Origin of the sequence: Microbacterium sp. M28 (assembly GCF_025836995.1) — a bacterium.
In the GTDB taxonomy this organism is placed as follows: domain Bacteria; phylum Actinomycetota; class Actinomycetes; order Actinomycetales; family Microbacteriaceae; genus Microbacterium.
The window spans coordinates 2,021,703-2,035,856 of the sequence record NZ_CP107546.1; the positions used below are offsets into that span (position 1 = coordinate 2,021,703).

The 14,154-nt window shown below is 69.4% G+C and carries 12 protein-coding genes; 3 read left to right on the forward strand and 9 right to left on the reverse strand.

Features of this window, described 5'->3' with window-relative positions; genetic code table 11:
* Positions 1 to 86: 86 nt before the first annotated feature.
* The 3 genes from def to OED01_RS10000 are packed head-to-tail and all read right to left on the reverse strand — an operon-like array spanning position 87 to position 6,068.
* Positions 87 to 578 carry a peptide deformylase gene (def, locus tag OED01_RS09990; RefSeq protein WP_264155133.1) on the reverse strand — a complete coding sequence of 164 codons (492 nt, stop codon included), beginning with the start codon at positions 576 to 578 and terminating at the stop codon, positions 87 to 89.
* Complete coding sequence (locus OED01_RS09995; protein WP_264155134.1) at positions 578 to 2,620, reverse strand: MinD/ParA family ATP-binding protein; 2,043 nt, start codon at positions 2,618 to 2,620, stop codon at positions 578 to 580. Before OED01_RS09995 ends, def begins: the two co-directional genes overlap by 1 nt.
* Before the next feature lie 40 nt (positions 2,621 to 2,660).
* Complete coding sequence (locus OED01_RS10000; RefSeq protein ID WP_264155135.1) at positions 2,661 to 6,068, reverse strand: pyruvate carboxylase; 3,408 nt, start codon at positions 6,066 to 6,068, stop codon at positions 2,661 to 2,663.
* 92 nt (positions 6,069 to 6,160) lie between these two features.
* Here OED01_RS10000 and OED01_RS10005 point away from each other — a divergent pair, with 92 nt between their 5' ends.
* Positions 6,161 to 6,973: a ParA family protein gene (locus OED01_RS10005; protein ID WP_264157953.1), complete on the forward strand. Its 813-nt coding sequence runs from the start codon at positions 6,161 to 6,163 to the stop codon at positions 6,971 to 6,973.
* A 107-nt stretch (positions 6,974 to 7,080) separates the two neighbouring features.
* Here OED01_RS10005 and OED01_RS10010 read toward each other — a convergent pair whose 3' ends face one another.
* From OED01_RS10010 to OED01_RS10020, 3 genes are all read right to left on the reverse strand, one after another.
* Complete coding sequence (locus tag OED01_RS10010) at positions 7,081 to 7,626, reverse strand: MerR family transcriptional regulator (protein WP_318841100.1); 546 nt, start codon at positions 7,624 to 7,626, stop codon at positions 7,081 to 7,083.
* A 99-nt stretch (positions 7,627 to 7,725) separates the two neighbouring features.
* Complete coding sequence (gene ftsR / locus OED01_RS10015; protein ID WP_264155136.1) at positions 7,726 to 8,418, reverse strand: transcriptional regulator FtsR; 693 nt, start codon at positions 8,416 to 8,418, stop codon at positions 7,726 to 7,728.
* On the reverse strand, positions 8,418 to 8,903 hold the full coding sequence (locus OED01_RS10020) for an FHA domain-containing protein (RefSeq protein ID WP_264155137.1): 486 nt from the start codon (positions 8,901 to 8,903) through the stop codon (positions 8,418 to 8,420). The genes ftsR and OED01_RS10020 overlap by 1 nt, the downstream gene beginning before the upstream one ends.
* A gap of 103 nt (positions 8,904 to 9,006) precedes the next feature.
* Between OED01_RS10020 and OED01_RS10025 the strand changes: the two genes are divergently transcribed.
* A complete protein-coding gene (locus OED01_RS10025; RefSeq protein WP_264155138.1) occupies positions 9,007 to 9,660 on the forward strand; it encodes a copper resistance CopC family protein in 654 nt (217 codons plus the stop codon).
* Positions 9,661 to 9,669: 9 nt separating this feature from the next.
* Positions 9,670 to 11,067, forward strand: coding sequence for a dihydrolipoyl dehydrogenase (gene lpdA, locus OED01_RS10030; RefSeq protein ID WP_264155139.1), 1,398 nt, complete (start codon positions 9,670 to 9,672; stop codon positions 11,065 to 11,067).
* Between the two features lie 54 nt (positions 11,068 to 11,121).
* Here lpdA and OED01_RS10035 read toward each other — a convergent pair whose 3' ends face one another.
* From OED01_RS10035 to OED01_RS10045, 3 genes are read right to left on the reverse strand one after another with little or no spacing between them, the layout of a single operon-like run.
* Entirely contained in the window at positions 11,122 to 12,237 is a 1,116-nt protein-coding gene (locus tag OED01_RS10035) for an FAD-dependent oxidoreductase (RefSeq protein WP_264155140.1), read from the reverse strand.
* Entirely contained in the window at positions 12,230 to 12,934 is a 705-nt protein-coding gene (locus tag OED01_RS10040) for a methyltransferase domain-containing protein (protein ID WP_264155141.1), read from the reverse strand. Before OED01_RS10040 ends, OED01_RS10035 begins: the two co-directional genes overlap by 8 nt.
* Positions 12,927 to 14,084 (reverse strand): type III polyketide synthase, encoded by a 1,158-nt coding sequence (locus tag OED01_RS10045; protein ID WP_264155142.1) that lies wholly within the window; start codon positions 14,082 to 14,084, stop codon positions 12,927 to 12,929. Before OED01_RS10045 ends, OED01_RS10040 begins: the two co-directional genes overlap by 8 nt.
* Between the last annotated feature and the right edge of the window lie 70 nt (positions 14,085 to 14,154).

Below are 14,154 nucleotides of genomic sequence, written 5' to 3' on the forward strand. Positions count from 1 at the left end.
GGTCACCGCGTTTCGCCTCGCTCCGCTCGCTCAACGTCGATACGCGGCCGCGTCAACGCCGCTTCGCGGCATTGATCCGGCCCGTATCAGAACCAGCTGCTCTCGCGGACCTCGCGCATCGCGATCTTGCGCGTTTCCGGCGCGAGGCGCGACAGGTAGACCTTGCCGTCCAGGTGGTCCGTCTCGTGCTGCAGCGCCTGAGCGAGCAGTCCCTCGCCCTCCAGGACCACGGGTTCGCCGTCGAGATCGATGCCCTCGACGCGCGCCCATGGGTGGCGCAGCGCATCGTGCCAGAGACCGGGTACGGACAGGCAGCCTTCACCGGTGGGAACCGGCTCGCCGCGCACCTCGACGAGCACGGGGTTGAGCACGTATCCGATGTCTCCGTCGATGTTGTAGCTGAAAGCCCGCAGCGCGACGCCGATCTGATTCGCCGCGACGCCGGCGCGTCCGGGAAGCTCGACAGTGTCGATCAGGTCGGCGACCAGGGCGCGGACACCGTCATCGATGTGCTCGATCGGCGCGCATGTCGTGCGCAGCACGGGGTCGCCGAACAGCCGGATCTCCCGGACGGCCATCAGGCGGCGCTCGCCCGGAGGCCCTCGACGAGCAGCGCGGCCAGCTCCCTGGCCGCCTTGCGGGTCTCCGGCTGCAGCGATGTGAACACGATGGCTCCACCGCCGGCGATCTGCGGGTCGTACGGCATCCGCACCACGTGGCGGGCGCGTGTGGCGAAGTGGGCCTCCAGCTCGTTGAGCCGCACCAGCGGGCTGCCTGGCGTCGACTGGTTGAGCACGACGATCGCGTCGCGGGCCTGCGCCGCGTACCCGTTCGTCTCGAGCCAGGTCAGCGTCTCGGAGGCGAGTCGCGCCTCGTCCACGCTCAGGCCGGAGACGATCACGAGCTGGTCCGCGAGCTCGAGCGTCGCCCCCATCACGGAGTGGACGATTCCCGTACCCGTGTCCGTCAGCACCAACGAGTAGTAGTGCGCCGCGATGTCGGCGACGTCACGGTAGTCGGCGTCGCTGAACGCGTCCGCGATGCGCGGGTCCGTGTCGGACGCGAGCACATCGAGACGTGTGCTGTCGCGGGCGACGATCGCCGAGATGTCGTGATAACCGCGCACCTCTCCGTGCAGACGGACGAGGTCTCGGACGGATCTGTTGTGCGAACGCACGATCCGCTCCGCGAGGGTCCCCCGGTCGGGGTTCGCGTCCACCGCGATCACCCGGTCGTCTCTGGCATCGGCGAGAGCCATGCCGAGAAGCGCCGTGATCGTGGTCTTTCCGACCCCGCCCTTGCGGGAGAGCACCGGGACGAAGCGCGCGCCACCGCTCAGCGGAGCCGCGATCTTCGCCGACAGCGCCTTGCGCGCCTTCGCGTTCTTGCCGTCGCCGATGTTGATGCGGCGGCCGGACACGGTGTACAGGAAGTGGCTCCAGGCCCCCTCCGGCTCCGGTTTGGTGACCTGATGCGGGTCGAGCAGTCGATCGGCGGTCAGCAGATCCGCCGACTCCCGCGAAGCCTGGCCGAGCTGTTCGCCGAGTCGCTTCGAGGTCAACTCGACATCCGCCCGGACGGGTGCGGATACCGGCCGCGGTGCGACCGAGGTCTCGGTCGACGTCGTTCGGGCGTCCTTCTCAGTGCTCACGGTGTCGTCCTGTTCCTCTTCGGGATCGGATGCCTCGCCTGCCGCGGCTCGTTCGACCGTGGCGACCCACGCGGAGCTCGGGCGAGGAGCGGGTGCGGCGTCGGCGGGTTCGCTCTGCGTTGCGGGCTCCTCGACCTTCGCGTCCGCCGGTGCCGCGGCGACTTCGGATGCCGCACTGGCCGGACTCTCGGTCGATGTCGCCGCAGCGGTGGAAGGCGCCGACGCGACGGGAGCATCCGTGTCGAACCGGTCATCCGTGTCGACCGGAGCATCCGTGTCGTCAGACGCATCCGTGTCGACCGGAGTGACCGGCTTCGGCGTCCGCTTGGGCTTCGTCTTGGCGGGCTTGGCCGGCTTCGTCAGCGGTTTCGCCTTCTGCGGCGCCGCCGCAGCGGGTGCGGGCTCGGGCACTTCGACCGGCGCTGCGGCCCCCTGGTCGTCGCTCTCGGCCGCGGCATCCTCCGTGCCTTCCGAGTCGATCGGCGACACGGAGGGCTCCGGCTCGGCGGTCGTCGCCGGCTCGGCATCCCGTTCGATGACCAGATCGCCGCTGTCGGCGGACGTTCCGGCTTCGTGCGTCGCGATCCTGTCGGCGAGTTCCTCGTGGTCGAGCACGACCTCCGCGGTCACCGGCGCGTCGACGCTCGTGGCAGCCGGCGCCTCGGGCAGTTCATCGGCGGCGACCTCGATGACGATGTCGATGCCGCCGTCCTTGATGCGCCCGATGACGTCCGCGGCCGAAGAAGGCTCGAGCTCCGGTGCCGGGTCGATGATCAGCTCGGATGCGACTTCGCCGTCCACGACGGCGTCGTCGTCGAGGAGGTCGTCCTCGTCGCCGGTCGGGATCGTCAGGCTCACCTGAGCGGTGCCGCCGAGGATGCCGAGGCTGGCCGTATCCAGAGATGCGGCGTCGTCCAGCACCCCGAGCGAATCATCGTCGTCGGGTCGATCGGTGTTCTTCGCGGTCATGTCTCACTCCCAGTCGTGCAGCATGCACGCCCGGTCAAGGTTACTGGCCCGGGCGGATGACGACCAAAAGGTCACCGGCATCCACCTGGGCGGTCGCCGCGACCGCAAGGCGCTCGACCACGCCGTCCACGGGTGCGGTGATCGCGGCCTCCATCTTCATCGCCTCGATCGACGCGACCGGCTCTCCGGCCCGGACGGCCGCGCCGACCTCGGCCTTCAACGTCACCACGCCCGAGAACGGAGCTGCGACCTGGCCGGGCTTCGAGGTGTCAGCCTTCTCGACATCGTGCACCTCGACGGCGACCGAACGGTCCCGCACGAACACCGGCCGGAGCTGCCCGTTCATCGTCGTCATGACCGTGCGCATGCCGCGCTCGTCCGCGTCGCCGATCGCCTCGAGGCCGACGAACAATTGCACACCCCGGTCGATCTCGACGAGGTGCTCCTGGCCCTGGACGAGACCGAACAGGTAGTCGCTCGTATCGAGCACCGACAGGTCGCCGAACAGCTCCCGCTTCTGGGCGAACTCGCGCGTCGGCGCAGGGAACAGCAGCCGGTTCAGGCGTGCGCGGCGCTGAGCGCTGGAACCGGCGAGCTCCTGTTCGTCCTCGACGCTGATCTCCGCGACAGCAGGCCGGACCGTCCGTCCGGCGAGCACCTTCGTGCGGAAGGGCTCCGGCCATCCACCAGGCAGATCGCCGAGTTCGCCGGCCATGAAGCCGACGACCGAATCCGGCACGTCGTACTTCTCCGGATGGGCTTCGAAGTCCGCCGGGTCGGCCTTGACGGCCGCGAGGTGCAGAGCGAGATCGCCGACCACCTTCGACGACGGCGTGACCTTCGGCACGCGTCCGAGGATGCGGTCGGCAGCGGCGTACATGTCCTCGATGAGCTCGAAGTCGTCGGCGAGCCCGAGCGCCTTCGCCTGCTGCCGCAGGTTCGACAGCTGACCACCGGGGATCTCGTGGTGGTAGACGCGTCCGGTGGGCCCCGGAAGACCGGACTCGAACGGCGCGTACGTCTTGCGCACCGCCTCCCAGTACGGCTCGAGGTCGCTGACCCCATCCAGGTCGATCCCGCTGTCGCGATCGGTGTGCGCGAGAGCCGCGATCAGGGAGGACAGCGAGGGCTGGCTGGTCGTTCCGGACAGCGGTGCGGATGCCGCGTCGACCGCGTCGACGCCGGCCGCGCTCGCGGCGAGGAGCGTCGCGAGCTGACCACCAGGCGTGTCGTGCGTGTGCAGATGCACCGGCAGGTCGAAGCGGTCCCGCAGCGCCGAGACGAGCGTCGCCGCCGCCGCGGGGCGCAGCAGACCCGCCATGTCCTTGATGGCGAGGATGTGCGCACCGGACTCGACGATCTGCTCGGCCAGACGCAGGTAGTAATCCAGCGTGTAGAGGTCCTCGGCCGGGTTCAGCAGATCACCGGTGTAGCAGAGCGCGACCTCCGCCACTGCGGTGCCCGTCGCGCGCACGGCGTCGATCGCCGGGCGCATCTGAGACACGTCGTTGAGCGCGTCGAAGATGCGGAAGATGTCCACACCGCTGGTCGCGGCCTCCTGCACGAAGGCGTCCGTCACGGCTGTCGGGTACGGCGTGTAGCCGACCGTGTTGCGCCCTCGGAGCAGCATCTGGATCGCGATGTTCGGCAGCGCCGTGCGCAGCTTGTCCAGGCGCTCCCACGGGTCCTCGCCGAGGAAGCGGAGGGCGACGTCGTAGGTCGCACCGCCCCAGGCCTCGACCGAGAGCAGGTCGGGCGTCAGGCGCGCGAGGTACGGAGCCGCGGCGACGAGGTCGCGCGTGCGCACCCGGGTCGCCAGCAGCGACTGGTGCGCGTCGCGGAACGTCGTGTCGGTGACCGCGAGCGCCTTCTGCTGGCGCAGCGCGGCGGCGAAGGCATCCGGGCCGAGCTCCTGCAGACGCTGACGCGACCCGCCAGGCGGTGTCGTGGACAGGTCCAGCGACGGCAGCTTGGTCCGCGGGTCAGCCGTGCCGGGGTGGGCGCCGTGCGGTTTGTTGACGGTGACGTCGACGAGCCAGTTGAGGATCTTGGTGCCGCGGTCCTTCGAGACCCGACCCTTGAGCAGTTCAGGGCGCTCGTCGATGAAGGACGTGCTGACGTCGCCGGCGATGAAGGCCTCGTCCTCGAGCAGCGCCTGCAGGAACGGGATGTTCGTCGAGACGCCGCGGATGCGGAACTCCGCCAGCGCACGCCGTGCCCGAGCGACGGCGGCGGGGAAGTCGCGTCCGCGGCAGGTCAGCTTGGAGAGCATGGAGTCGAAGTGCGGGCTGATCTGCGCACCCTGGTGGACGGTCCCGCCGTCCAGGCGGATCCCCGCGCCGCCGGGTGAGCGGTACGTCGTGATCTTGCCGGTGTCCGGGCGGAACCCCTGCGTCGGGTCCTCGGTCGTGATGCGGCACTGCAGCGCAGCGCCGCGCAGCTGGATGCGGTCCTGGACGAGGCCGAGCTCCGCCAGGGTCTGACCGGCCGCGATCCGCATCTGGGTCTGGACCAGGTCGACGTCCGTGACCTCCTCGGTCACGGTGTGCTCGACCTGGATGCGCGGGTTCATCTCGATGAAGACGACTTCGCCGGAGCGCTCCCCCGCCGTCTCGAGGAGGAACTCCACGGTGCCCGCGTTCTCGTAACCGATCGAACGCGCGAACGCGATCGCGTAGCCGTGCAACGCCTGACGGATGTCATCGTCCAGGTTCGGCGCCGGTGCGATCTCGACGACCTTCTGGTGCCGACGCTGCACCGAGCAGTCGCGCTCGAACAGGTGCACGGTCTCGCCGGTCTTGTCCGCCAGGATCTGCACCTCGATGTGACGCGGACGGACGACGGCCTGCTCCAGGAACATCCGAGGGTCGCCGAAGGCGCTGGCGGCCTCGCGCATGGCTTCGGCGAGAGCCGGCGCGAGCTCGGCCTCGGTCTCGACACGTCGCATGCCGCGTCCGCCACCACCGGCTACGGCCTTGGCGAACAGCGGGAAGCCGATGTCGGACGCCTGCGCGAGCAGTGCGTCGACGTCGTCGGATGCCTCGGTGGATCGCAGCACCGGCACACCGGCCTCGACGGCGTGCCGCTTCGCCTCGACCTTGTTGCCCGCCATCTCGAGGACGGCGGCGGGCGGTCCGATGAAGACGATGCCGTTGGCCGCGGCCTTCTCCGCCAGTTCGGGGTTCTCGGAGAGGAAGCCGTAGCCGGGGTAGATCGCGTCGGCACCGGATTCGAGCGCTACCCGGACGATCTCGTCGACATCCAGGTAGGCCCGGACGGGATGCCCTCGCTCACCGATCACGTAGGCCTCGTCGGCTTTGAGCCGATGCAGGGATCCGCGGTCCTCGTACGGGAAGACGGCGACCGTCCTCGCCCCGACCTCGAACGCCGCACGGAAGGCCCGGATCGCGATCTCGCCGCGATTGGCCACAAGGATCTTCTGGAACATGCACACCTCTGGTTGCTCGATGCGTGCGCGGATCCGCACGCAAGGGCGGGGCTGAGTGTCTCCCCAGACTAGGGCAAGGTAACGTGGACACCGTGCACGTACTCAGCGTCAGCTCTCTCAAGGGAGGCGTCGGCAAGACGACCGTGACCCTCGGCTTGGCCTCAGCGGCCTTCGCCAGGGGTGTCCGGACCCTCGTCGTCGACCTCGACCCGCAGTCCGATGTCTCCACCGGGATGGACATTCAGGTCGCCGGGCGGCTCAACGTCGCCGACGTCCTGGCGAACCCGAAGGAGAAGATCGTTCGTCAGGCGATCACCTCCAGCGGCTGGGCGAAGGTGCACCCCGGCACGATCGACGTGCTCATCGGGAGCCCGTCCGCCATCAACTTCGACGGCCCGCACCCCAGCGTGCGCGACGTCTGGAAGCTCGAGGAGGCTCTCGCCTCCGTCGAGGCCGACTACGACCTCGTCCTGATCGACTGCGCGCCTTCCCTGAACGCGCTCACCCGCACCGCCTGGGCCGCGAGCGACCGCGTCATGGTCGTCACCGAGCCGGGGCTGTTCTCCGTCGCCGCTGCCGACCGCGCGCTGCGTGCCATCGAGGAGATCCGTCGGGGGCTCTCCCCCCGACTGCAGCCGCTCGGCATCGTCGTCAACCGTGTTCGGCCGCAGTCGATCGAGCACCAGTTCCGCATCAAGGAGCTGCGCGACATGTTCGGGCCGCTCGTGCTCTCCCCGCAGCTGCCCGAGCGCACCTCGCTGCAGCAGGCGCAGGGCGCTGCCAAGCCGTTGCACATCTGGCCCGGCGACTCCGCGCAGGAACTCGCCGCCGACTTCGATCTGCTCCTCGACCGCATCGTCCGCACCGGCCGCATCCCGGTGTCGGAAAAGGGTCCGCAGGCCTGACGCAGCGCAGACTCCCGTCCGGCCGTCAGCGGACCTCGCTTGACCGACGAAGGTGTGGTGGTTCGCAGACCATCGAAGGGTCGCCGCGAACGACGCGCGAGGTGATGTCAGGCGGAGCGCTTGGCGCGACGCGTCGCGAGCTCGTCGACGGGGTCCGGAGCGGTCGGATCGAACTCCACCAGAGTCGACTCGACCTCGCGCAGGACCTTGCCGACGGCGATGCCGAACACACCCTGTCCGCGGCTGACCAGGTCGATGACCTCGTCGTTCGACGTGCACAGGTACACCGATGCGCCGTCGCTCATCAGCGTCGTACCGGCGAGGTCACGGATGCCCGCGGCGCGCAGCTGGTCGACGGCCGTCCGGATCTGCTGCAGCGAGATACCCGTGTCGAGGAGGCGCTTGACGAGCTTGAGGACGAGGATGTCGCGGAACCCGTAGAGGCGCTGCGATCCCGAGCCGTTGGCTCCGCGGACCGTCGGGACGACGAGCTCGGTGCGGGCCCAGTAATCCAACTGGCGGTACGTGATTCCGGCGGCGCGAGCGGCGACCGCGCCGCGGTAGCCCACCTCGTCGTCCATGGCCGGCAGACCGTCCGTGAAGAGGAGTTCGGTCACGAACCGCGGGTCGCCTGTCAGCTCGTCCGCATTCATCTGAATTCCTCCCTGGAGCGCTTACCTCCACGCTAGAGCAGTGCCCCGTGCCCGGCAATGACATCCCGGCCGAGCCGAAGGTGTGTCGCAACCAGTTCGTTACGAAAGGATGCGACCCAGCGCATCCTTCATGAAGAGCGCCCGCACGTCGTCGATCTGAGACGCCAGTTCGGGCCCCAATTCGTTCGCCTTCCCGCGCGATGCGGCATCCGTTCGGCGCAGCAGCGCCGACATGGCGGACTCGATCAGCGCGACATCCCGTTCGGCGCTCTGGCGGACGGAACGGAGGTGCCGCGGCTCGATGCCGTGACGGTCGAGGGCCACCAGCCCTCGGAGCAGGGTGACGACGTTCTCGGAGTAGGACTCCCCCGCCGCGATGATGCCCGTGCTGATCGCATCGTTGAGCAGTTGAGGGGCGGCTCCGGCTGCCGAGAGCAGCTCGTCTCGGCGGTAGCGGCGCACGGCCGGTGTGATCGACGGCGGCGGGGTCAGCGCGCCGGCGAGATCGCCGTTCGCTTCCGCTTCGTCCAGCTGCTCGCGGATCACGTTGAGCGGCAGATAGTGGTCGCGCTGCAGCGTGAGCGCGAGGCGCAGCCGTTCGACGTCGCTCGTGGAGAACTTGCGATAGCCGGAGTCCGTCCGCGCCGGCGTGACGATGCCGCGCACCTCGAGGAAGCGCAGCTTGCTGGCCGACACATCGGGGAACTCGGGGGTGAGTCTCGCCAGCACCTGACCGATGCTCAGAAGACCCGGAGACGCAGTGCGTTCCCGGGTGGGGCTGGCCGACGCCATCAGTCGTTCGCCGCCACGAGGTCGACGGGCGATGCGAAGAAGTTCAGACGGAACTTGCCGACGCGCACTTCGTAGCCGTTGGCGAGGACGTGCCGGTCGGCGCGCTCACCGTTGACGTACGTGCCGTTGAGCGAGCGCTGATCGATGATCTCGAAGGTCGTGCCGTTGCGCGTGATCTCGGCGTGGCGGCGCGAGACGGTGACGTCGTCGAAGAAGATGTCGGCCTCCGGGTGACGTCCGACCGTCGTGACATCCGTATCGAGCAGGTAGCGTGCCCCCGCCAGAGCGCCGGAGCGCACCAGCAGCAGGGCCGACCCCGACGGCAGCGCCGCGATCGCGGTCTGCTCGGCCTCGCTCAGCTCCACGCCGAAAGGCACGAAGGACAGGTCGGAGTCATGTCCGAACGTCTGCGTCACGTCGTGCTTCTGCTCACCATCGCGGTGGATCGCGGCGTTCTCGCTGTGTCGGCTCTCGCTGTCTGTCACGGTGCCCTCCCTAGACAACCCAGCCTAACTGATCGAACCGGCGCGGCGGGAGGGCGAATCCGCTCACGGTCATCGCCGAGGTGTTCGCTCATAGGCTGGAGTGGTGCCCTCCCTTGCTCTGAGACGACAGGTCCTTCCCACCGCGATCGCCGCGACGCTGCTGACAGCACTGCTCGTGCTGTTCCCGGCCCATCGCGCCGCCGCGCACGACGAGCTCGTCTCGTCGGATCCCGCGGCCGACTCGACGGTGGAGACGCTCCCCGAGGAGATGACGCTCACCTTCAGCGCCGCCCTCATCGCCTCCGCCGGCGGAACAGGCGTCGTCGTGACGGACGCCGCGGGCAACGACGTCACAGCCGGCGCCCCGGAGATCGACGGGGCCGTGCTGATCCAGCCTCTGGATCCCGCGGCGGGGACCGCGGGCGAGTACACGGTCATCTGGCAGGTCGTCTCCAGCGACGGTCACCCGACCGATGGCGAGTTCGCTTTCACCGTGGCTGAAGCCGCATCGCCCGCCACGACGGAACCGACCGCGACGGGTGAGCCGAGCCCTTCGGCATCCGAGACGGCGGCCCCAACGCCGGACGCCACCGCGACGCCGGCCCCTGCCGCGACCGATTCCTCACCGGCATCCGCCTGGATCTGGGCCCTCTCGATCGTCGGCATCCTCGCCATCGTCGTCGCCATGGTCTGGTTCTGGCTCCGCGGACGGCGGACCGCGTCGGGCGCCGAGTCGGATACCCCTGCAGAGGGATAGGCTGGAACCATGCCACATTACGATGTCGTCATCCTCGGCGCGGGCCCTGGCGGATACGTCGCCGCCGTCCGCAGCGCTCAACTCGGACTGTCCACCGCGATCATCGAGGAGAAGTACTGGGGCGGTGTGTGCCTGAACGTGGGCTGCATCCCCTCCAAGTCGCTCCTGAAGAACGCGGAGATCGCCCACACCTTCACCCACAAGGCCGAGTTCTTCGGCATCTCGGGTGACGTGCACTTCGACTTCGGCGCGGCGTTCGACCGCAGCCGCAAGGTGGCGGACACCCACGTCAAGGGCATCCACTTCCTGATGAAGAAGAACAAGGTCACCGAGTACGACGGCCGAGGCACCTTCACCGGCCCCAAGGCGATCTCGGTCGCGAAGTCCGACGGGACGACCGAAGAGGTCACGTTCGACAACGTCATCATCGCCACCGGTTCGACCGTGCGTCTGCTGCCCGGCGTGCAGCTCAGCGAGAACGTCGTCACCTACGAGGAGCAGATCCTCTCCCGCGAGCTGCCCGAGTCGATCGTGATCGTCGGCGCCGGCGCCATCGGCATGGAATTCGCCTACGTCCTGTCGAACTACGGCGTCAAGGTGACCATCGTCGAGTTCCTCGACCGCGCACTGCCCAACGAGGATGTGGAGGTCTCCAAGGAGATCACCAAGCAGTACAAGAAGTACGGCATCGAGATCCTCACCTCCACCAAGGTCGAGACCATCGTCGACAACGGCTCCTCGGTCACCGTGACGTACACCGGCAAGGACGGCCAGCAGACGTCGATCGACACCGGCAAGGTGCTGATGTCGGTCGGTTTCGCGGCGAACGTCAAGGGCTACGGCCTGGAGAACACCGGCGTCGCTCTGACCGAGCGCGGCGCGATCGACATCGACGACCACATGCGCACGAACGTCGAGGGCATCTACGCGATCGGCGACGTCACCGCGAAGCTCCAGCTCGCGCACGTCGCCGAGGCGCAGGGCGTCGTGGCCGCCGAGGCCATCGCCGGCGCCGAGACCCAGACGCTGGGCGACTACCGGATGATGCCGCGTGCGACGTTCTGCCAGCCGCAGGTCGCCAGCTTCGGTCTCACCGAGGAGCAGGCGCGTGCCGAGGGCCGCGAGATCAAGGTCGCCAAGTTCCCCTTCAGCGCGAACGGCAAGGCGAACGGTCTGGGCGAGCCGATCGGCTTCGTCAAGCTGATCGCGGATGCCGAGCATCTGGAGCTCATCGGCGGCCATCTGATCGGCCCCGACGTCTCCGAGCTCCTGCCCGAGCTGACCCTGGCGCAGAAGTGGGACCTGACGGCTCTCGAGGCCGCTCGCAACGTCCACACGCACCCGACGCTGTCCGAGGCGCTCCAGGAGGCCTTCCACGGTCTCTCGGGGCACATGATCAACCTCTGATCCGTCTCGAGCTCGACGGCCCGGTTCGCCTCACGGCGGTCGGGCCGTCGTCGTTCACAGACCGCTCATCGTCATGGCGCCGAGCATACGGCGCCCGCTGACGCCCTGGTCGAGGAGCGCGATCGCGCCGTCGCGCACCGCGCGTGCCGCCTCCCCGACGGGGGCGCCCATCGCCATGTTGAAGCGGGCTCGTCGCTGCCCGAGCGCCGCCGCCCGCAGCGACACCCGCTCGTAGGCTCTCAGAGCGGCCTCACGATCGGATCGCTCGGTGAGCGCCACGGCGAGCCGGCAGGCTGCGATCCAGGCGAGGTTCATGCCCTGCCCGCCGATCGGGCTGATCTCGTGCGCCGCGTCGCCGAGCAGGACGGCTGGGCCGTGCACGAGCCGGCTCGCGCGATGCTGGCGGGCACGGAAGCTCTGCGGCCGAGCTCCACCCGGCTCGCCGATGTCGAGGCCGGTCCGGGCGAGGACGGTCCGCGCGAAGGATGCCGTCGTTCGTCGCGTCCGCTCGCGCTCGCGGATCACCCAGCGTCGCCCTCCGCCCGGAAGCGGGAACGACTCGACCACGCCGTCCGGCTCGAGGTGCAGCCGCGCCCGGTCGTCCGACGGCGCATCGACCACGTCGAGCATCGTGTAGTCCCCGGCGCCGGGCACCCGCCGCCAGGACACCCCCAGGCGGTCACGGATGCCGCTGTGCACGCCGTCCGCGACGACGACACGTCGTGCGGAGAACTCCTGCTCCCGTCCTGCTCGCACCGCCAGCACCCTGGCCGCACCGGCGCGGCCGACGACATCGCGCACCTGGACACCGGTGCGCACGGCATCCGGAGCCAGCTCTGCCAGCCGCTGCTGCAGCAGCGCGTGAGTCTGCGACTGCGCGAGCGTGCGCACTTCGCGCCCAGGCACGAAGTCCTGCTCCGCCAATACGCGTCCTCGCGATGTCACGGTTCCCCCGGCGAGAAGGAGCGCATCGGCGCGGAACTCCTCATCGACGCCGGCGTCCCGGAGAGCGGCGAGGCCTGGCGGGTGGATGCCGATCGCCCTCGATCGATCCTCATGGCCGGTCCCTCGCTCGAGCACGAGCACGTCCGTGCCGCGACGCGCGAGCAGGCAGGCCAGCAGCAGCCCGGCCGGCCCGGCGCCCACGATGGCGACATCGCATTCAGGCACGCACGCCGCCTCTGAGCAGCACGACGCGGTGCGGAGATGACGCCACCGCTGTCCAGCCCTGTGGCGCGCGCTCGGCGAGCTCGGCCACGGTGTACGAGCGGCGGATGCTGGTCAGCCCGTCTGCTCGGATGAAGGATCCGACGAGGAAGGGCTGGAGCACGCGTGTCAGTGCATCGAAAAGCGCATACGCGCGCCTGCTGCGGGCGATGTCCACGTGCACGGCGATGCCGTCTTCGGCCAGCAGCGCCTCCGTCTCGCGCAGCAGGTCGGGCACGCTGTCGAGGTGGTGCAGCAGGTGGTTCGACACGACGACGTCGAAGCGCTCTCCCGCCGCGACGAGGTCGGCGGTCGTTCCGGTGCGATACCGGATGTTCGCAGGCCCGCTCTGACGCTCGGCCCACGCGGTGGCCCGGGGATCCGCGTCGAGCGCTGTCACGATCGCTCGCGACGCATCGCGCCTGACCCAGCGCGCGATCCTGCGCGTGACATCGCCGCCACCGGAGCCGATGTCCAGGATCCGCACGTCGCCGGCGCGCACGCGCGTCCGGATCCGATGCAGGTAGATGCGCCGCCAGCCTCCGACGAGCGCATTGATCATCCGGAACCGCCGGTAGGTGGCCTCCAGGGCGATCCGGTCGGCATCGGGGTCGTCCATGAGCTCGCGCGCCGACGTGTCGCGCGAGCGCAGGTCAGGCACGCCCGCCCTCCCCTCCGAGCACGGTCATGACACCGCCTTCCATGGTGAGTCCCGGTCCGAAGGCCATCGCCACGAGCCGCTCCCCCGTCCGAGAGGCCGGGTCCAGCAGGATGCGCCGGATGACGAACAGCACCGTGGCGCTGGACATGTTCCCGCACGTGCGCAGCACTTCGCGTGCGGCCTCCAGCTGGGAGTCCGCGAGTCCGACCCTGTGCTGCACGCGGTCGAGGATGTCGCGGCCGCCCGGATGCACGGCCCAGTGCGTGACGGTGTCGGCGAGGCCGTCGCAGTCGCGCGCATAGGTGAGCTCCTCATCGGCCGCGCACAGCGCTCCGAGAGCGTCGTCGATGTTCGCCTCGATGACCTTGGGCACCGCGGTGGACAGGATCATCTCGAAGCCGTTGTCGCCGATCGTCCATGCCATGTGCGAGGTGGAATCGGGGGCTATGGCCGTCGCGAACGAGTCCAGCTCCGCACCGGGGATCCCGGGGGCCGGTGGCCGTCCCGTCACGAGGACGCCTGCGGCGCCGTCCGCGAAGAGCGACGATGCGACGATCGTGTCGGGGTCGCTCGAGGAGCGCAGGTGCAGCGTGCACAGTTCGGCGCTGACCACGAGGACGACGGCCTCGGCATCCGCGCGGCAGAACTGGGCGGCGGCCCGCAGCGCCGGTATCGCCGCGTAGCAGCCCATGAAGCCGAAGTGATACCGCTCGACGCTCGGACGCAGCCCCAGCTCGGTGACGATCGCGAAATCGGGCCCCGGGGCGTGGAAGCCCGTGCAGGAGACCGTGATGACGTGGGTGACGTCCTCCGCGGCGACGTCGTCGGATGCCTCGAGCGCCTGCCTGGCCGCCTCCACGAACATCGGTGTCGCCGTCCGGACGTAGAGCTCGTTGCGCGCCGATGTCCCCGGCGAGAGGAGCAGGTTCTCCGAGCGGTCGTAGAACGTCGGCTCCCCCGCGGACTCCGAACCGAGCTCGGCGATCGCCGTGTAGCGGGTGTCGATGCCCGAACCGCCGAACGAGGCGTTCACGATCCGGACCGCTCTGCGGTCGATGTCCGGCTGGGAGGCGAAGACCTCGCGCACCTCGTCCTGCTGCAGCGGAGTCGACGGGAGAACGGTCTGCGGCACTCGGAGGAAGGCGCTCATGACCACACGCTGACACGTCGGCCGTGCGAGCACCAGGGGCTTGTCATGGCCGGCCGGTCCGACTATCGGC

Coding starts and splice junctions, on each gene's coding strand:
- def (WP_264155133.1), bottom strand. CDS start 578: ATGGCCGTCCGGGAGATCCGGCTGTTCGGCGACCCCGTGCTGCGCACG.
- OED01_RS09995 (WP_264155134.1), bottom strand. CDS start 2,620: ATGACCGCGAAGAACACCGATCGACCCGACGACGATGATTCGCTCGGG.
- OED01_RS10000 (WP_264155135.1), bottom strand. CDS start 6,068: ATGTTCCAGAAGATCCTTGTGGCCAATCGCGGCGAGATCGCGATCCGG.
- OED01_RS10010 (WP_318841100.1), bottom strand. CDS start 7,626: ATGAATGCGGACGAGCTGACAGGCGACCCGCGGTTCGTGACCGAACTC.
- ftsR (WP_264155136.1), bottom strand. CDS start 8,418: ATGGCGTCGGCCAGCCCCACCCGGGAACGCACTGCGTCTCCGGGTCTT.
- lpdA (WP_264155139.1), top strand. CDS start 9,670: ATGCCACATTACGATGTCGTCATCCTCGGCGCGGGCCCTGGCGGATAC.
- OED01_RS10045 (WP_264155142.1), bottom strand. CDS start 14,084: ATGAGCGCCTTCCTCCGAGTGCCGCAGACCGTTCTCCCGTCGACTCCG.